This window comes from Luteimonas sp. A501 (assembly GCF_054052085.1).
In genome coordinates this window covers 196,053-213,292 of the sequence record NZ_JBSVRI010000005.1, presented here as the reverse complement: position 1 = coordinate 213,292, position 17,240 = coordinate 196,053, and the positions used below count along the sequence as shown (strand labels likewise).

Genomic DNA, 17,240 nt, shown 5'->3' with positions numbered 1-17,240 from the left:
TCCCGCGCACAGGGGGTGTGCGGAGAGCCGGCCATGGATGGCCGGCGCCCGGCGCTGGTAGCAGGACGCGGAGACGCCGGCGCAGCACACCCCCTGTGCGCGGGACGGGCCGCGCGGACCCCAACGGAACGGCGACCATCCCCAGACGCGCATCAACGCCCCAGCTGCAAGCCATCACCCCTGCAGCCCGGAGAAGAGCCAAAGAAAAGCGGCCGCAGGGGCCGCTTTTCTGCTCCTGCGTGGGATGCCCCGCGCAGGAATGTGCCGTCTCAGGTATCGCCTAGAGCAGCGGCACCAACAGCAGGGCGACGATGTTGGTCACCTTGATCAGCGGGTTGATGGCGGGGCCGGCAGTGTCCTTGTAGGGATCGCCCACGGTATCGCCGGTGACCGCGGCCTTGTGCGCCTCGGAGCCCTTGCCGCCGTGGTGGCCTTCCTCGATGTACTTCTTGGCGTTGTCCCAGGCGCCGCCGCCGGTGCACATCGAGATCGCCAGGAACAGGCCGGTGACGATGGTGCCCATCAGCAGGCCGCCGAGCGCGTCCGCGCCCAGCACCAGGCCGACGATGATCGGAATGGCCAGCGGCAGCAGCGAAGGCACGATCATTTCCCGGATCGCCGAGCGCGTCAGCAGGTCGACCGCGCGGTCGTACTGCGGCTTGCCGGTGCCTTCCATGATCCCGGGGATCTCGCGGAACTGGCGCCGCACCTCCTCCACTACCGCACCGGCCGCGCGGCCGACGGCCTGCATCGCCAGCGCGCCGAAGAGGTAGGGGATCATGCCGCCGATCAGCAGCCCGATCACCACGTTCGGGTTGTCGATGGAGAAGTTCACCGCGCGGCCCGAGGCCTCCAGCTTGTGCGCGTAGTCGGCGAACAGCACCAGCGCGGCCAGGCCCGCCGAACCGATCGCATAGCCCTTGGTCACCGCCTTGGTGGTGTTGCCGACGGCGTCGAGCGCGTCGGTGGTCTCGCGGATCTCCGGCGGCAGGCCGCTCATCTCGGCGATGCCGCCGGCGTTGTCGGTGATCGGGCCGTAGGCGTCGAGCGCCACGATCATGCCGGCCATCGACAGCATGGCGGTGGCGGCGATCGCCAGGCCGTACAGGCCCGCGATTGCGTAGCAGCACCAGATCGCGGCCGCGACCACGATCACCGGTGCCGCGGTCGACTTCATCGACACCGCAAGTCCCGCGATCACGTTCGTGCCGTGGCCGGTCTCGGAAGCTCGCGCCACGTCCTGCACCGGCGCGTACTCGGTCGCGGTGTAGTACTCGGTGATCACCACCAGCATGCCGGTCAACACCAGGCCGACGATCGCGCACCAGAACAGCGGCAGCGCCAGCGAGGCTTCGAACATGCTGCCGGTGATGAACCAGAATGCGATCGCCGCCAGCACGCCGGACACGCCCAGGCCACGGTACAGCGCGTTCATGATCTTGCCACCCGGCCGCGCCTTGACGAAGAAGGTGCCGATGATCGAGGCGATGATGGACGCCGCACCCAGTACCAGCGGCAGCACCACGCCGGCCCAGCCGTAGGTCGCGAAGCTGATGCCGGCGACCAGCATCGAGGCGATGATGGTCACCGCGTAGGTCTCGAACAGGTCGGCCGCCATGCCGGCGCAATCACCCACGTTGTCGCCGACGTTGTCGGCGATCACCGCCGGGTTGCGCGGATCGTCCTCGGGGATCCCGGCTTCGACCTTGCCCACCAGGTCCGCGCCGACGTCGGCGCCCTTGGTGAAGATGCCGCCGCCAAGCCGCGCGAAGATCGAGATCAGCGAGGAACCGAAGGCAAGTCCGATCATCGGCTGCAGCGCGGCCTCGACCGCCAGCGCGTCGCGGCCGTCGCCGACCACGAACATGAAGTAGCCGGCCACGCCCAGCAGGCCCAGGCCGACGACCAGCATGCCGGTGACCGCGCCGCCCCGGAAGCTGACCGCCAGCGCCTCGTTCAGGCCCACGGTCGCCGCCTGCGTGGTGCGCACGTTGGCACGCACCGAAACGAACATGCCGATGAAGCCGGCCAGGCCCGAGAGTACCGCGCCGATCAGGAAGCCGATGGCCGTCGGCCAGCCGAGGGCCGGCACGAAGCCGGTGACCAGGAACAGCACCACGCCGACGATGGCGATGGTGATGTATTGCCGCCGCAGGTAGGCCCCGGCGCCCTCCTGGATCGCGGCCGCGATCTGCTGCATGCGCTCGTTGCCCGCGGGCTGCGCAAGGATCCATCGCGCAGAAACAATGCCGTAGATGATCGCCAGGCCGGCACAGGCAAGTGCCAGCCACAAAGCTTGTTGCTCGAGCATGAATCCCTCCCCAGGGTGTGGTCGATAGCATCTGAGTGGAGCTGGAACCACCCGACTATGGCATACGCCCCGGGCCCGGTATTGCCGCGCTGCAGCGCGTGCGGGCCGCGCCGCGGCAGGGCGGATTCAGGCGCCGCATGCCAGCCTGACCATCGCCCCGGCCCAAGGAGTCCCCGTGATGCGATCCGCCGCTGCCATCTGCCTGCTTGCCTTCGCCGCCGCGCCCGCGCTGGCCGCCGACCCGAAGCCCGAGATCAGCCGGCCGGCGGCGGCACCGCAGGCGGTGGGCGTGGTCCACACGCTGCGCCAGATCCCGGAGGCCTGCGCACGCATCGAGGGTGCGTTCACCGGCGATGCCGCTGATCCCTACCGTTTCGCCGTGGTCCGCACCAGCGCGAACTGCCAGCCGCGCGCACGCTTCGTAGACGCGGCCAAGGCCAGGCCGTCGGTCGCGTCAGGCTGGGTGTTCAACGATGTGCTCAGGGTGCCGAGCGCCGAGTGCGCCTCGCGGCGGGCAGTGGTGCGCGTGTGGCGCAAGCCGGTGGACCAGACGATGGAGCTGGACGGCCAGGGCCAGTCGCGGATCTACATCGAAGAGTCGAAGCAGGCCGCCGCCGCCGGCAGGATCGCGGCGACCCCCATGTACGCCGCCGAGATGGGTGTGGAAGGCGAGGCCTGCGCCGGCGGCTGACGCGGCTCCCGCTCGACCGCTATCGCCACCCCCGAGGGGAGGAACTCATTCTTCCCAGGTCGGCAGCTTCTTTGGAACGGCGACATTCTTCAGGGTGACGTACTTCGGCAGGCCGTCGCGGCCGTAGGGCGGGTAGGCTTCGCCGCGGATCAGCGGCTCGAGATAGGTTCTCGCCGCGGCCGTGATGCCGTAGCCGTCGCGGCGGATGAAGCCCCTGGGCATGGTCTTTTCGCGGTTGGCGATCCGGGCCAGCGGCGCCGGCTCGATCTTCCAGCGATAGGGCGCGTCGGAGGTGCGGACGATTGCCGGCATGGTCGCGTTGCGGCCCTCCAGCGCGAGGCGCACCGCGGCCTTGCCCACGGCCATGGCGTGGTCGAGATCGGTCTTCGAGGCGATGTGGCGCGCCGAGCGCTGCAGGTAGTCGGGCAGCGTCCAGTGCACCTTCAGGTCGAGGCGATCCTTCACCCGTCCCGCCAGGTACGAGGCGACCCCGCCAAGCTGGGTGTGGCCGAAGGAGTCCTTGCCGCCGCCCGCGTCCGCCACGAAGCGGCCGTCCGCGGTGCGGATGCCCTCGCTGGCCACGACCACGCAGTAGCCGACGCGATCCACGACCTTGCGCACCCGGGCCAGGAAGTCCTCCTCGTCGTAGGCGCGCTCCGGGAACAGGATCAGGTGCGGCGCGGCATCGGGGCCGTCGCCAGCGAGGCCCGCCGCGGCCGCCAGCCAGCCGGCGTGGCGGCCCATGGCCTCGTAGACGAAGACCTTGGTCGAGGTGTCTGCCATCGCCGCGACGTCCAGCGCTGCCTCGCGCACCGAGACCGCGGTGTACTTGGCCGCCGAACCGAAGCCCGGGCAGCAGTCGGTCACCACCAGGTCGTTGTCGACCGTCTTCGGCACGCCGATGCAGGTCAGCGGGTAGTCGAACTCAGCGGCCAGCTGCGAGACCTTGTTGGCGGTGTCGGCGGAATCGTTGCCGCCGTTGTAGAGGAACCAGCGCACGTCGTGGGCGCGCAGCACGTCGAGCAGGCGCTCATACTTCGCGCGGTCCTCGTCCAGTGATTTCAGCTTGTAGCGGCACGAGCCAAAGGCGCCGCCGGGGGTGTGGGCCAGGGCGCGGATCGCCGCCGCCGGCTCCTTCGACGTGTCGATCAGCTCCTCGCGCAGGGCGCCGAGGATGCCGTTGCGGCCGGCCAGCACGCGCACCTTGCGCGCGCGGGCCTCGCTGATCACAGCGGAGGCGGTGGCGTTGATGACGGCGGTGACGCCGCCGGACTGGGCGTAGAACAGGCAACCTTTGGGCATCTCGGGTCCGTTGGAAAGGGGCTTCGGGCCGGGGGGTGATTACGGTAAGCTGGCGCGGTCGTGGCCGCAGGCGGTGGATTCTACGCCCCGCGCCGTCCACGCCCAGAGACCACATGGAGCGTTCGATGCGACTGGTACTGCTTGGTGCGCCGGGTTCCGGCAAAGGGACGCAGGCCACGCGCCTGAAGGAGCACCTGCAGGTGCCACACGTGTCGACCGGCGACCTGCTGCGCGCCGAGGTCAAGGCCGGCAGCGCGCTGGGCCTGCAGGCGAAAGAGGTGATGGCCCGCGGCGAGCTGGTGTCCGACGCGATCCTGCTCGGCATGCTCGAGGACCGGCTCTCTCGCGCCGACGTGGCCAATGGCTTCATCCTCGACGGCTATCCGCGCAACCTGGCCCAGGCGGCCGCGCTTGACGCCCTGCTGCAGCGCATCGGCCAGCCGATGGACGCCGCGATCCAGCTTGAGGTCGACAATGAACTGCTGATCGACCGCCTTGCCGGGCGCGCACAGGCCGAAGGCCGTTCCGACGACAACCCCGAATCGGTCCGCAAGCGCCTGCAGGTCTATGACGAGCAGACCGCGCCGGTGATCGGCTACTACCGCGACGCCGGCAGGCTCGGCGTGGTCGACGGCGTCGGTACGCTCGACGAGGTCTTCGACCGCATCCTGGTGGCGCTCGACCGGTCCTGACGCCTTGAAGCTGCATATCCTCGGCATCGCTGGCACTTTCATGGGCGGCGTGGCCGCGCTGGCGCGCGAGCTCGGCCACGAGGTCGAGGGCAGCGACCAGGCGGTGTACCCGCCGATGTCGACCCAGCTCGAGCGCCTCGGCATCGAACTGCGCCAGGGCTACGACCCCGCCAATATTTCGGCCGACTGCGACCAGGTGGTGATCGGCAACGCGCTGTCGCGCGGCAATGCCGCGGTGGAGCACGTGCTGGACAACGGGCTTGCCTATACCTCCGGCGCGGAGTGGCTGCGCGACAAGGTGTTGCCGGGGCGCGACACGATCGCGGTGGCGGGCACGCACGGAAAAACCACGACCACCACGATCCTCGCCTGGCTGCTCGAGGCCGCGGGGCGTCATCCCGGATTCCTGATCGGGGGCGTGGCGGAGGATTTCGGGGTCTCGGCGCGGGTTGGCGGCATGCACGACGGTGCCAGGCGCGAAGGCCTGGAAAACTCCCCCTTCGTGGTCGAAGCCGACGAATACGACACCGCCTTCTTCGACAAGCGCTCGAAATTCGTGCACTACCGGCCGCTGGTCGCGGTGCTCAACAACCTCGAGTTCGACCACGCCGACATCTTCCCGGACCTGGCCGCGATCCAGCGCCAGTTCCACCATTTCGTGCGCACGATCCCGGGTCGGGGGCGTCTGGTGGTCAACGGCGAGGACCCGCACCTGGCCGAGGTGTTGGCCATGGGCTGCTGGACGCCGGTCGTGCGCTTCGGCATCGACGCGGGCCAGGGCGCGCCGCTGGACTGGAGCGCGCGGCTGCTCGCCGACGACGGCGGCGCATTTGCCGTCTTGCAGGCCGGACGCGAGGTCGGCGAGGTGCGCTGGCCGCTGCTCGGCCGCCACAACGTGATGAACGCGCTCGGCGCCCTTGCCGCCTGCGATGCGGTTGGCGTCGATGTCGCCTCCGTGCTGCCGGCGCTGGGGGCTTTCCGCAGCGTCAAGCGACGCATGGAGCTGCTCGGCGAGGCCGGCGGGATCAGCGTCTATGACGACTTCGCCCACCATCCCACCGCCATCGCCACGACCCTGGAGGGCCTGCGGGCACGCGTCGGCGACGGGCGGATCGTGGTGGCGATGGAGCCGCGCAGCAACTCGATGCGCCTGGGTGCGCACGCGAAGGCGCTGGCGCCCTCGCTCGCGCTGGCCGATGCGGTGGTGTTCCTCCATCGCGCCGGGCTGGAGTGGGATGCGGGCGCCGTGGTCGGCGGGCTCCGCGGCCAGGGCACTGCGGTATCCGATGCGGACACCTTGCTGGCGAGCCTGCGTGCCCTCGTGCATGAAGGCGACCATGTGGTGTTCATGTCCAACGGTGGCTTCGACGGCGCGCCGCGTCGCTTCCTCGGCATGCTGCGCGGCGACTGAGGTCGCACGATGCCGCCGTCTCGCCGTGGCCTTGACGCGCACGGCGGGTAAACTGCGGTCGATGGCCGATCCACCGCTGCTTCCGCTGCTTCCGCTGTTCCCGCTGCAGACCGTGCTGGTGCCCGGTGCGATGCTGGGCCTGCGCGTGTTCGAACCGCGCTACCTCGACCTGGTGGGCGAATGCGGCCGGCGCGGCAGCGGCTTCGGCGTTTGCCTGATCGCCGAGGGCAGCGAAGTCGGCTCACCCGCGGTTCCGGCGAAGTTCGGCACCGAAGCGCTGATCGAGGACTTCGGCACCGATGAGGACGGCCTGCTGACCCTGCGCGTACGCGGCGCGCGCCGGTTTCGCGTCGCGCGTACGGCCGTGCGTGACAGCGGCCTCGTCGAGGCCGAAGTGGAGTGGCGCGCGGACGAACCCGCCCATGCCCGGCTGCGCCCCGAGCACGCGCTGCTCGGCACCCTGCTGGAACGCATCTTCGACCAGGTCGGCCGGCCACCCGGCTTCGAGCCGGGTTTCCAGGATGCCGCCTGGGTCGGTTGGCGCCTGCTCGAACTGTTGCCGATGCCTGAAGAGCGGCGCGTCGAACTGCTGGCCATGGACGATCCCCACGCCCGGCTCGAGGGCCTGCTGGCGCTGATCGGCTAGGGCCCGGCTCCGGCCACCAGCGGCAGCCGCAGGCGCAACACCTGTTCGCCGGACGCCGGGTGCGGGTCTTCCCGCAGATCGAATCCGGCGAGGTCTTCGCGCAGCAGGGCGTAGGCGCTGCTGGTGTCCGCGTCGGGCGACCACAGTCCGAACAGGTCGAAGGGGCGCGCGTGGGTGAGGGTCTGGACCGTGCCGATCCAAAGCGGCGTGCCGTCGCGCGGCTGTCGCGGTGCGTGCCACAGGCGGAGCACCAGGATGCGGCCGTCATCGAGCGTGCGGCGCGCCAGCAGGGTTTCGGCGCTGGCGCCCAGGGTGGCCGGCAACACCTTCTGCTCCAGCGCGGGGGTGTCATCGTCAAGCAGCAGCAGTGTGTCGCTCCAGTCCGCCTGGGCCTGGACGGTCCAGCCGCGCTGGCCGAGGTGCGCCTCAAGGGGCTGCAGTGGCCCGGCGACCTGCACATCCAGCGGCCAGCGACGGCTGGCGTCGCGTTCGTTGCGCTGCCAGGGCAGGGCCGCCCAGCCGTCCCGCCACCAGCTGTCCAGGTCGATGTTGGCCGGTGCCGGCTGCGGTGCGAAGCGCTCCAGCAACGGATCCACCGCCCGCGGTGCGTGCCACAGCGCGGCCAGCAGGAAGGCGCCGTAGAACAGGCCTGCAAGTGGCCGCATCCAGAACGAGCGCGCCACGTGGCGGCGGTAGGCGATGCCCAGCGCCAGCAGCCAGGCAATGCCCAGCAGCATCCCGCCCACGAGGTCGGTCAGCCAGTGCGCGCCCAGGTACAGCCGCGCGAAGCCCAGCACCGCCACCACCGCGCCGGATACCAGGTAGGGCCAGACCCGCTGCCGCCCGGGGAGTTCGCGCGCAATCAGCACGGCGAAGAAGCCGAAGGTGATGGTGGTCATCGTCAGGCCCACCGAGGGGAAGCCGAAGCCGCTGAGCGCGGTCGGCGGGCGCGGCATGTCGATCGCCGCCTCCAGGGCCGCGGTCAGCACCAGGCCGAAGGCCAGCGCCGCCAGCCAGTGCGCCGCCGCCATCCAGCGCCGTCGCCACAGCAGCCACAGCGTGGACAGCGCGATCGGCAGGCCGAGGACCACCGGGTCGCCGATCGACGCCAGCCCGGCCATCAGCCGGTCGGCCAGCGGATTGCGCAGCGCGTACATCGCGTCGTGGATGCGCAGGTCCAGCGCCAGCGGCTCGCCGCGCGCCAGCATCGTCGCCAGCAGGGTGAACCAGGCCACGCCGATTGCGAGCAGGCAGGCGGCCAGCAGCGCCAGCGAGGCGGATTCCGGGCGGTTGGGCGAGATCAGCGCGGCGGCGTAGCGACCCAGGCGCGGATGGTCGCGGGTCCAGCGCAGGGCGCGCGCCAGCAGCGCATCGGCGTGGTTGGCGAACCAGCGATAGGTATAGAGGACCAGCGACCAGGCCAGCGCGATCGCCGCCAGCAGCGCGGCGACCACCAGCGCCAGGCGATCGGCGACCGCCGCCACCGCGTCGTAGGCCTCGCCGAGCAGCCAACCCGGGGCGAGGAACAGCATCGCCCACGAGATCGCGGCGACGATGCTCGCGGGTACGTAGCGCCGCAGGGGCATCCGCGACATGCCGGCGATCGCGGGCACGAAAGGGCGCACCGGGCCGACATAGCGGGCGATGAAGATGCCCTTGATCTCGTTGCGGCGGAACAGCACCCCGGCGCGGTCGAGCAGCTGCGGGTATTTCCTGAACGGCCAGGTGGCGCGCAGCTGCGGGCCCCAGCGGTAACCGATCCAGTAGCTGCTGGCATCGCCGGCCAGCGCGCCAAGCGCTGCGCAGGCGATCGCGTACGGCCCCGAGATCTCGCCGAAGCCGATCAGCACGCCGATCGCGAACAGCAGCGGCAGCGCGGGCACCACGGCACCGAGCACGATGACGGCATCGCAGAACGCAATTGCGAAAATGGCCACGCCGGCGGCCACGGGATGGGCGCCGATCCATGCAACGAGGGTGTCGAACCAGGCACTCACCGCAGCAATTATGGCAGCCGGAGGGCGCATCGCGCCGCCTACAATGCAGTAATGGATGACTCGGGTTCAGTCGAAGTGCGCGCGCTGAAAGCGGACAGCTTCGGCCGCATCGGACTGATGCGCCGCGAAGGCGGGGCCGCTGTGCCCGGCGCCGGGAACGCCGGCGCGGCCGGCGGCACCCTGTTCGTGCGCCGCGACCTGCGCCACGTGCCGTGGTGGCTGCGGCTCCCCGCCTGGTGGCTGGCGCGGCGCGAGGCGCGCGGACTCGAAGCGGTGGCGGGCATGGCCGACGTCCCGCAGCTGCTGCGCTGGGACGGTCGCATGCTCGACCGCAGCTACATGCCCGGCGATGCGATGTACCAGCGCCCGCCGCGCGGCGACATCGCGTACTTCCGTCGCGCGCGCCGGCTGCTGCGGCAGCTGCACCGCCACGGCCTGGCCCACAACGATCTTGCCAAGGAAGCCAACTGGCTGGTGCTCGAGGACGGGCGCCCGGCGATCATCGACTTCCAGCTGGCGGTGCGCGGCCATCCGCGCTCGCGCTGGATGCGCCTGCTCGCGCGCGAGGACCTGCGCCACCTGCTCAAGCACAAACGTACCTACTGCCCGGACCGCATCACCCCGGTCGAGCGCCGCGTGCTCAAGCGCACTTCATGGCTGCGCGACGCCTGGTTCGCCACCGGCAAGCCCGTCTACCGCTTCGTCACCCGCAGGCTCCTGAAGTGGGAAGACAACGAAGGCCAGGGCCCGAAGCCCTGAGGGCATCCGCCACGACCCCACCGCCGGACCACATGCGCCGCCCCCCACCGCAGGCGCAGCTGTCGCTGCGACGCACCCTCTTGAAGCCATGTCCTATCATCATCCGATCGCAGCTATAGCTGCTCCTACAGGCGGTGTCCTGCCATGACGTCCACACTTTCCGGCAAGACCCTCTTCATCACCGGCGGCTCGCGCGGCATCGGCCTGGCGATCGCGCTGCGAGCCGCGCGCGACGGCGCCAACGTCGCCATCGCGGCCAAGTCGGATGTCGCCAATCCGCGGCTGCCGGGCACCATCCACACCGCGGCGAAGGCGATCACCGACGCCGGCGGGCAGGCCCTGGCGCTGAAGTGCGACATCCGCGAGGAGGATCAGGTACGCGCCGCGGTCGCCGCCACGGTCGACGCCTTTGGCGGCATCGACATCCTGGTCAACAACGCCAGCGCGATCTGGCTGCGCGGCACGCTCGATACGCCGATGAAGCGCTTCGACCTGATGCAGCAGGTCAATGCCCGCGGCAGCTTCCTCTGTGCCCAGGCCTGCCTGCCGCACCTGCTGGAGGCGCCTAATCCGCACATCCTGACGCTCGCGCCGCCGCCGTCGCTGGACCCGAAGTGGTGGGGTCCGCACACCGGCTACACGCTGGCCAAGATGGGCATGAGTTTCGTGACCCTTGGGCTTGCGGCCGAGTTCGGGCCCAGGGGCGTGGCGGTCAACGCGCTGTGGCCGCGCACGATCATCGGCACCGATGCGCTGAACATGATCCCGGGCGTGGAGCCTGGCAACGGCCGCTCGCCGGAGATCATGGCCGACGCCGCCCACGCCGTGCTGGTGCGCCCGGCGACCGGCTTCGCCGGCAACTTCCTCATCGACGACGAGGTGCTGGCCGAAGCGGGCATCACCGACCTCTCGGGCTACGCGGTGGATCCGTCGATGCCGCTGTTCCCCGACCTGTTCCTCGACTGAGCCCGCCCCATGCCGGATACCGCCTCCCTCCTCGCCCTCGGGCGCGACCGCTACCTTCCGGTATACCGCCAGCGCGAGGTGGTGCTCGTGCGCGGCCAGGGCGCGCGGGTCTGGGACAGCGAAGGCCGCGACTACATCGACTTCTCGGCCGGCATCGCGGTCTGCAGCCTGGGCCATGCCGACCCCGACCTCGTCGCCGCGCTGGTCGAGCAGGCCGGCAGGCTTTGGCACACCAGCAACGTCTTCCACAGCGAACCGCCGCTGCGCCTGGCCCAGGAGCTGGTGGAGGCTTCGCGCTTCGCCGAACGCGTCTTCCTGTGCAACTCCGGCGCCGAGGCCAACGAGGCCGCGATCAAGCTGGTGCGGAAGTGGGCGAGCGTGCAGGGGCGGGGGCCGGAGCGGCGGGTGGTTCTCACCTTCCGCGGCAGCTTCCATGGCCGCACGCTCGCGACCGTGACCGCAACTGCGCAGCCGAAGTACCAGGCCGGCTACGAGCCGCTGCCGGAAGGCTTCCGCTACGTGGACTTCAACGCGATCGACCAGCTGGAAGCGGCGATGTCCGCGGGCGACGTGGCCGCGGTCATGCTCGAGCCGGTGCAGGGCGAGGGCGGGGTGGTCGCGGCCGCGCCCGGCTTCCTGCAGGCGGTGCGCGCGCTGTGCGACCAGCACGGCGCGCTGCTGGTCCTGGACGAGATCCAGAGCGGCATGGGGCGTACCGGTGCCCTGTTCGCCCACTGGCATGACGGCGTGGTGCCGGACATCGTCACCCTGGCCAAGGCCCTGGGCGGCGGCTTTCCGGTGGGCGCCATGCTTGCGGGGCCGCGCGTGGCGGAGGCGATGCAGTTCGGCGACCACGGCACCACCTTCGGCGGCAATCCACTGGCCGCGGCGGTGGCCCGGGTGGCGCTGCGCAAGCTGGCCTCGCCGCAGATCGAAACCAACGTGGCGCGGCAATCCGGTGCCTTGCGCGCCGGGCTGGTGGCGATCGGTGCGGAATTCGACCTGTTCTCTGAAGTGCGCGGGCGTGGATTGATGCTGGGCGCGGTGCTCAAGGCGGCGCATGCCGGTCGCGCCGGTGAATTCCTCGATCACGCCGCGGCCGAAGGCCTGCTGCTGTTGCAGGCGGGCGCCGACGTGCTGCGCCTGGTGCCGGCGTTGAACATCAGTGACGCGGAGGTTGCCGACGGCCTGGCACGCCTGCACGCCGCCGGGGCCCGGATGGTTCGCTGAAAGCATGGGGGATGCCGCGATCCGAAGCGCCGGGAGCGCCGGCACTTCGGGCAGCCCTGGTGGAAAGGCGGCCGGCCAGTGCGCCGCCGGGTCCGGCGGCGCCTGCGCTCCGCGGGCTCAGCCGGCGGCGACGACCTTGAACGCCTCGCGCGCGGCGGCCAGCGTGGCCTCGACCACCGCCTCGTCGTGGGCGCTGGAGACGAAACCGGCCTCGTAGGCCGATGGCGCCAGGAACACGCCGCGCTCCAGCATCGCGTGGAAGAAGCGGTTGAACGCCGCGCTGTCGCAGGCCACGGCGTCGGCATAGGTATCGACCTTGCGGTCGGTGAAGAACAGCCCGTACATCGCGCCGACGCGGTTGGTGGTCAGCGGTACGCCGGCCTCGCGCGCGGCGGCCTCGAAGCCGTCGCACAGCGTGTTGGCCGTGGCTTCCAGGCGGTCGTGGAAGCCGGGCGCTTGCACCAGCTCCAGCATCGCCAGGCCCGCGGCCATCGCCACCGGATTGCCGCTGAGCGTACCGGCCTGGTAGATCGGGCCGGCTGGCGCGATCTGCTGCATCAGCTCGCGGCGGCCGCCATAGGCGCCCACCGGCATGCCGCCGCCGATGATCTTGCCGAACGTGGTCAGGTCGGGAGTGACGCCGTAGCGCGCCTGCGCGCCGCCCAGGGCCACGCGGAACCCGGTCATCACTTCGTCGAAGATCAGCAGCGCGCCGTGCTTCGTGCAGAGTTCGCGCAGGTGCTGAAGATAGCCTTCGCGCGGCGGCAGGCAGTTGGCGTTGCCCACCACCGGTTCGATGATCACCGCCGCGACCTCGCTGCCAATGTCATCGAACAGCTGCGTCGCGGCCTCGAAATCGTTGTAGCTGATGGTCGAGGTCAGCTCGCCCAGCGCGGCCGGCACGCCCGGCGACGTCGGCACGCCGAGGGTGAGCATGCCGCTGCCGGCCTTCACCAGGAAGGAGTCGCCGTGGCCGTGGTAGCAGCCCTCGAACTTGACGATGCGCTGGCGCCCGGTGGCGCCTCGCGCCAGGCGCACCGCCGACAGCGTGGCCTCGGTGCCGGAGTTGACCATGCGCACCATTTCGCAGGACGGCACCAGGCGGGTGATGGTCTCGGCCATGGTCACTTCGGCCGGGCAGGGTGCGCCGAACGAGAGGCCGTTGCCGATCGCCGCCTGCACGGCCTCGCGCACCTTCGGATGGTTGTGGCCGACGATCATCGGCCCCCAGGAGCCGACATAGTCGATGTAGCGGTTGCCATCGACGTCATGCAGATAGGCGCCGTCGGCGCTCTCGACGAAGAACGGCTCGCCGCCGACCGACTTGAACGCGCGTACCGGCGAATTGACCCCGCCCGGGATCAGTTCCACGGCGCGGGAGAACAGGGCGTGTGACTTGTCGTGCTTCATCGCAATGAATTCCTGTAGTGGCGCCTGAAGGCGCGAATGGCGTGATGGTGATTGCCGCGGACGCTCCATGGCGCCCGTGCGGGACGTGCCCGGTGCATCCGGCTCTCTACGCGACAGGTGCTTCGAACGCCTGGAGGTAGGACTGCGCCGCGGCCACCGGGTCGGGCGCGTCGAACACGCCGCTGATCACCGCGACCAGGTCCGCGCCGGCATCGACCACGATGCGGGCATTGTCCGGCGTGATCCCGCCAATGGCCACCCGCGGCACGCCGAACTTCGCCGCGCTGCGCAGCAGTCCGGGCGTCGCGCGGCGGGCCAGCGGCTTGGTCGGCGATGGAAAGAACGCGCCGAACGCGAGATAGTCGGCGCCCGCGGCCGCTGCGCGCTCCGCGTGCTGCAGGCTGTCATAGCAGGAGGCGCCGATGATCGCGCCTTCGCCAAGCGCCTCGCGCGCGGCGCGGATGTCGCCGTCGCCTTCGCCCAGGTGCGCCCCATCGGCGCCGCAGGCACGCGCAAGCCGCCAGTCGTCGTTGATCAGGAGCGGTACGCCGCGCTCACGGCAAAGCGGCAGCAAGGCTGCAATCTGTGCGCGCGCCAGCGTGGCGTCGGCAAGCTTGTTGCGGTACTGCAGCAGCGCCGCCTTCGCGAGCACCGCCGAGACCCGGGCCAGCAGGCGCGACGTGTCGGGCTCGTCCGGCGTCAGCAGATAAAGGCCGCGCGCGTGGGCGCCCGGACGCGAAGGCATTGCCTCGGACATTGCGTGGTTTCCTGTCGATGGGCGTGATGGGACAATGGTGGCCCGCGCCGTGCGCGACCGGAACCGCATTATCCGATGAACGACACCACCGCCTACCGCACCTGGATGTGCGTGGTCTGCGGCTTCATCTATGAAGAAGCCGTGGGCCTGCCCGAAGAAGGCATCGCCCCCGGAACGCGCTGGGAGGATGTCCCGGACACCTGGACCTGCCCGGACTGCGGCGTAACCAAGGACGATTTCGAGATGATGGCGCTCTGAAGAGCCCCGCGTGACCGCATTCAGCGGCCGCGAGCGACGTCCGGGCCGAGTTCCAGCGCGGCGCCGTCCTCCAGCCCCAGCCGGCGGGCTTCACCGGCGTTGAGTTCAAGCACGTACAGCGCCGGTGCCCGGCTTGGATACGGCGGACAGCGGTCTCCCGCCGAACACGGCGGCACTCCCCGCTGCTGTGACACCAGGCGCAGCGATGCGTCGAAATAGAGGATGTCCAGCGGGATCCGCGTGTTCTTCATCCAGTAGGCCTGGCGCTCTTCGCGTTCGTGGATGAACAGCATGCCGTGGCCATCCGCCAGCGAGTCCCGGAACATCAGGCCGCGCGCCCGGGCCTCGTCGTCGTCGGCTACCTCGACCACGTAACGCTCACCGGCAAGCTCCACCCAGCGCCCGTCACTGGCGCACGCGGTCGCAAGCAGGGTCGTGCAGCACAGCAACAGCGCGAAAAAGGGTATTCGCATGGGCAGCGTCTCTCGTCATATATAGGGAGTGCGCCAACAGTCCCGGAGAGGCGCGGCGCGGTCAAGTCGAAAAAAAACACTGGACCCCTTCCCAAATCCTCCCGGGCGCTGCACAATGCGCGCCCCGCCAAGCAGCGGTCGGCACCGCCGGCAGCTACGAAGCGGGGAAGAACGAAAAAGCCGCTTCACAGGGTGTTGACGTTCTTCGAAACCGCGCTAAGATGTGCGGCTCCCCTGACGGAAACGGCCTCCGGGCCACGACGAAAAGGGAGGCTGAAATCAACCCCACACAGGGTGTTGACGGAAGCGAAAGTCGCGCTAAGATGTGCGGCTCGCTTCGGACAAAACGGTCACTGACCGCCACCTCCGAAGCACGCTGAAGGAAGCGCCCGCAGGGTGTTGACGGAAGCAAAAGTCGCGCTATAATGGGCGGCTCGCTTCGGACAAACGGTCACTGACCGCCACCTCCGAAGCACGCTGAAGAAGACGCCTCACAGGGTGTTGACGAAAGCAAAAACCGCGCTACAATGTGCGGCTCGCCTCGGAGGAAACGACGGGGCAACGGGAAAGGCGCTGAGGCCGATCCCCATGATCTTTGACAGTGTGCGCAGGTGACTTGTGCGGACGTCTGGCAAGTGGATGGTTGTCCATTTGCAGACGTACGTAACAAGAGCAACAAATCAAGCAAATGCAGAAATGCATGCGAGTGATTCGAGCTCGGGTAACGACGACTGCACTCAAAGCGTTTGGACTTCGGTCCATGCAATTTTAAGTGAAGAGTTTGATCCTGGCTCAGAGTGAACGCTGGCGGCAGGCCTAACACATGCAAGTCGAACGGCAGCACAGGAGAGCTTGCTCTCCGGGTGGCGAGTGGCGGACGGGTGAGGAATACATCGGAATCTGCCTATTTGTGGGGGATAACCTCGGGAAACCGGGACTAATACCGCATACGACCTACGGGTGAAAGCGGAGGACCTTCGGGCTTCGCGCAGATAGATGAGCCGATGTCGGATTAGCTAGTTGGAGGGGTAATGGCCCACCAAGGCGACGATCCGTAGCTGGTCTGAGAGGATGATCAGCCACACTGGGACTGAGACACGGCCCAGACTCCTACGGGAGGCAGCAGTGGGGAATATTGGACAATGGGCGAAAGCCTGATCCAGCCATGCCGCGTGAGTGAAGAAGGCCTTCGGGTTGTAAAGCTCTTTTGTTGGGGAAGAAAAGCAATCGGTTAATACCCGGTTGTTCTGACGGTACCCAAAGAATAAGCACCGGCTAACTTCGTGCCAGCAGCCGCGGTAATACGAAGGGTGCAAGCGTTACTCGGAATTACTGGGCGTAAAGCGTGCGTAGGTGGTTCGTTAAGTCTGATGTGAAAGCCCCGGGCTCAACCTGGGAATTGCATTGGATACTGGCGGGCTAGAGTACGGTAGAGGGTGGCGGAATTCCTGGTGTAGCAGTGAAATGCGTAGATATCAGGAGGAACATCCGTGGCGAAGGCGGCCACCTGGACCAGTACTGACACTGAGGCACGAAAGCGTGGGGAGCAAACAGGATTAGATACCCTGGTAGTCCACGCCCTAAACGATGCGAACTGGATGTTGGGGACAATTGAGTCTTCAGTATCGAAGCTAACGCGTTAAGTTCGCCGCCTGGGGAGTACGGTCGCAAGACTGAAACTCAAAGGAATTGACGGGGGCCCGCACAAGCGGTGGAGTATGTGGTTTAATTCGATGCAACGCGAAGAACCTTACCTGGCCTTGACATGTCGAGAACTTTCCAGAGATGGATTGGTGCCTTCGGGAACTCGAACACAGGTGCTGCATGGCTGTCGTCAGCTCGTGTCGTGAGATGTTGGGTTAAGTCCCGCAACGAGCGCAACCCTTGTCCTTATTTGCCAGCACGTAATGGTGGGAACTCTAAGGAGACCGCCGGTGACAAACCGGAGGAAGGTGGGGATGACGTCAAGTCATCATGGCCCTTACGGCCAGGGCTACACACGTACTACAATGGTCAGGACAGAGGGCTGCAAACCCGCGAGGGCTAGCCAATCCCAGAAACCTGATCTCAGTCCGGATCGGAGTCTGCAACTCGACTCCGTGAAGTCGGAATCGCTAGTAATCGCAGATCAGCATTGCTGCGGTGAATACGTTCCCGGGCCTTGTACACACCGCCCGTCACACCACGGGAGTCTGTTGCACCAGAAGCAGGTAGCTTAACCTTCGGGAGGGCGCTTGCCACGGTGTGGCCGATGACTGGGGTGAAGTCGTAACAAGGTAGCCGTATCGGAAGGTGCGGCTGGATCACCTCCTTTAGAGACTAAAGACAGCTAATTGC

General features: G+C 68.6%; 14 protein-coding genes and 1 rRNA gene. 9 read left to right on the top strand and 6 right to left on the bottom strand.

Translation table 11 applies throughout. The features are described from left to right. Positions 1-280: 280 nt before the first annotated feature. Entirely contained in the window at positions 281-2,311 is a 2,031-nt protein-coding gene (locus tag ACW7G5_RS13825) for a sodium-translocating pyrophosphatase (protein ID WP_457005424.1), read from the bottom strand. 178 nt (positions 2,312-2,489) lie between these two features. On the opposite strand from ACW7G5_RS13825, the gene ACW7G5_RS13820 reads away from it, so the two are divergent. Continuing rightward, positions 2,490-3,002: a hypothetical protein gene (locus tag ACW7G5_RS13820; protein WP_457005422.1), complete on the top strand. Its 513-nt coding sequence runs from the start codon at positions 2,490-2,492 to the stop codon at positions 3,000-3,002. A gap of 45 nt (positions 3,003-3,047) precedes the next feature. Here ACW7G5_RS13820 and ACW7G5_RS13815 read toward each other — a convergent pair whose 3' ends face one another. Continuing rightward, a complete protein-coding gene (locus ACW7G5_RS13815; RefSeq protein ID WP_457005420.1) occupies positions 3,048-4,304 on the bottom strand; it encodes a 6-phosphofructokinase in 1,257 nt (418 codons plus the stop codon). Between the two features lie 125 nt (positions 4,305-4,429). Between ACW7G5_RS13815 and ACW7G5_RS13810 the strand changes: the two genes are divergently transcribed. The 3 genes from ACW7G5_RS13810 to ACW7G5_RS13800 all read left to right on the top strand — a co-directional run bounded on the left by ACW7G5_RS13810 (position 4,430) and on the right by ACW7G5_RS13800 (position 7,053). Continuing rightward, a complete protein-coding gene (locus tag ACW7G5_RS13810) occupies positions 4,430-4,996 on the top strand; it encodes an adenylate kinase (protein WP_457005418.1) in 567 nt (188 codons plus the stop codon). Between the two features lie 4 nt (positions 4,997-5,000). After that, a complete protein-coding gene (mpl, locus tag ACW7G5_RS13805) occupies positions 5,001-6,407 on the top strand; it encodes a UDP-N-acetylmuramate:L-alanyl-gamma-D-glutamyl-meso-diaminopimelate ligase (RefSeq protein ID WP_457005417.1) in 1,407 nt (468 codons plus the stop codon). A 61-nt stretch (positions 6,408-6,468) separates the two neighbouring features. Continuing rightward, on the top strand, positions 6,469-7,053 hold the full coding sequence (locus ACW7G5_RS13800) for an LON peptidase substrate-binding domain-containing protein (protein ID WP_457005415.1): 585 nt from the start codon (positions 6,469-6,471) through the stop codon (positions 7,051-7,053). Here the strand turns inward: ACW7G5_RS13800 and ACW7G5_RS13795 are convergent. Beyond that, positions 7,050-9,080: a VTT domain-containing protein gene (locus ACW7G5_RS13795; protein WP_457005413.1), complete on the bottom strand. Its 2,031-nt coding sequence runs from the start codon at positions 9,078-9,080 to the stop codon at positions 7,050-7,052. The genes ACW7G5_RS13800 and ACW7G5_RS13795 overlap by 4 nt on opposite strands. Before the next feature lie 21 nt (positions 9,081-9,101). On the opposite strand from ACW7G5_RS13795, the gene ACW7G5_RS13790 reads away from it, so the two are divergent. The 3 genes from ACW7G5_RS13790 (at position 9,102) to ACW7G5_RS13780 (ending at position 12,005) form a co-directional block, all read left to right on the top strand. Further along, the gene (locus ACW7G5_RS13790; RefSeq protein ID WP_457005411.1) at positions 9,102-9,809 is read left to right on the top strand and encodes a serine/threonine protein kinase; all 708 of its coding nucleotides are present in this window, start codon (positions 9,102-9,104) and stop codon (positions 9,807-9,809) included. Between the two features lie 144 nt (positions 9,810-9,953). Continuing rightward, positions 9,954-10,775 carry an SDR family oxidoreductase gene (locus ACW7G5_RS13785; protein ID WP_457005409.1) on the top strand — a complete coding sequence of 274 codons (822 nt, stop codon included), beginning with the start codon at positions 9,954-9,956 and terminating at the stop codon, positions 10,773-10,775. A 9-nt stretch (positions 10,776-10,784) separates the two neighbouring features. Further along, positions 10,785-12,005 (top strand): acetylornithine transaminase, encoded by a 1,221-nt coding sequence (locus ACW7G5_RS13780; RefSeq protein ID WP_457005407.1) that lies wholly within the window; start codon positions 10,785-10,787, stop codon positions 12,003-12,005. 117 nt (positions 12,006-12,122) lie between these two features. Here ACW7G5_RS13780 and hemL read toward each other — a convergent pair whose 3' ends face one another. Beyond that, a complete protein-coding gene (gene hemL / locus ACW7G5_RS13775) occupies positions 12,123-13,415 on the bottom strand; it encodes a glutamate-1-semialdehyde 2,1-aminomutase (protein ID WP_457005405.1) in 1,293 nt (430 codons plus the stop codon). A 106-nt stretch (positions 13,416-13,521) separates the two neighbouring features. Continuing rightward, positions 13,522-14,160 carry a thiamine phosphate synthase gene (gene thiE / locus ACW7G5_RS13770; protein WP_457005458.1) on the bottom strand — a complete coding sequence of 213 codons (639 nt, stop codon included), beginning with the start codon at positions 14,158-14,160 and terminating at the stop codon, positions 13,522-13,524. A gap of 87 nt (positions 14,161-14,247) precedes the next feature. Here thiE and ACW7G5_RS13765 point away from each other — a divergent pair, with 87 nt between their 5' ends. Then, entirely contained in the window at positions 14,248-14,430 is a 183-nt protein-coding gene (locus tag ACW7G5_RS13765; protein WP_457005403.1) for a rubredoxin, read from the top strand. Between the two features lie 20 nt (positions 14,431-14,450). Here ACW7G5_RS13765 and ACW7G5_RS13760 read toward each other — a convergent pair whose 3' ends face one another. Continuing rightward, positions 14,451-14,903 (bottom strand): DUF192 domain-containing protein, encoded by a 453-nt coding sequence (locus ACW7G5_RS13760; protein ID WP_457005401.1) that lies wholly within the window; start codon positions 14,901-14,903, stop codon positions 14,451-14,453. A gap of 769 nt (positions 14,904-15,672) precedes the next feature. Between ACW7G5_RS13760 and ACW7G5_RS13755 the strand changes: the two genes are divergently transcribed. Further along, a 16S ribosomal RNA gene (locus ACW7G5_RS13755) occupies positions 15,673-17,217 on the top strand. The last annotated feature ends 23 nt before the right edge of the window (positions 17,218-17,240 follow it).

Bases quoted from the DNA above. Each gene is read 5' to 3' on its own strand.
- ACW7G5_RS13825 (WP_457005424.1), bottom strand. From the start codon at position 2,311: ATGCTCGAGCAACAAGCTTTGTGGCTGGCACTTGCCTGTGCCGGCCTG.
- ACW7G5_RS13820 (WP_457005422.1), top strand. From the start codon at position 2,490: ATGCGATCCGCCGCTGCCATCTGCCTGCTTGCCTTCGCCGCCGCGCCC.
- ACW7G5_RS13815 (WP_457005420.1), bottom strand. From the start codon at position 4,304: ATGCCCAAAGGTTGCCTGTTCTACGCCCAGTCCGGCGGCGTCACCGCC.
- ACW7G5_RS13810 (WP_457005418.1), top strand. From the start codon at position 4,430: ATGCGACTGGTACTGCTTGGTGCGCCGGGTTCCGGCAAAGGGACGCAG.
- ACW7G5_RS13800 (WP_457005415.1), top strand. From the start codon at position 6,469: ATGGCCGATCCACCGCTGCTTCCGCTGCTTCCGCTGTTCCCGCTGCAG.
- ACW7G5_RS13795 (WP_457005413.1), bottom strand. From the start codon at position 9,080: ATGCGCCCTCCGGCTGCCATAATTGCTGCGGTGAGTGCCTGGTTCGAC.
- ACW7G5_RS13790 (WP_457005411.1), top strand. From the start codon at position 9,102: ATGGATGACTCGGGTTCAGTCGAAGTGCGCGCGCTGAAAGCGGACAGC.
- ACW7G5_RS13785 (WP_457005409.1), top strand. From the start codon at position 9,954: ATGACGTCCACACTTTCCGGCAAGACCCTCTTCATCACCGGCGGCTCG.
- ACW7G5_RS13780 (WP_457005407.1), top strand. From the start codon at position 10,785: ATGCCGGATACCGCCTCCCTCCTCGCCCTCGGGCGCGACCGCTACCTT.
- hemL (WP_457005405.1), bottom strand. From the start codon at position 13,415: ATGAAGCACGACAAGTCACACGCCCTGTTCTCCCGCGCCGTGGAACTG.
- thiE (WP_457005458.1), bottom strand. From the start codon at position 14,160: ATGCCTTCGCGTCCGGGCGCCCACGCGCGCGGCCTTTATCTGCTGACG.
- ACW7G5_RS13765 (WP_457005403.1), top strand. From the start codon at position 14,248: ATGAACGACACCACCGCCTACCGCACCTGGATGTGCGTGGTCTGCGGC.
- ACW7G5_RS13760 (WP_457005401.1), bottom strand. From the start codon at position 14,903: ATGCGAATACCCTTTTTCGCGCTGTTGCTGTGCTGCACGACCCTGCTT.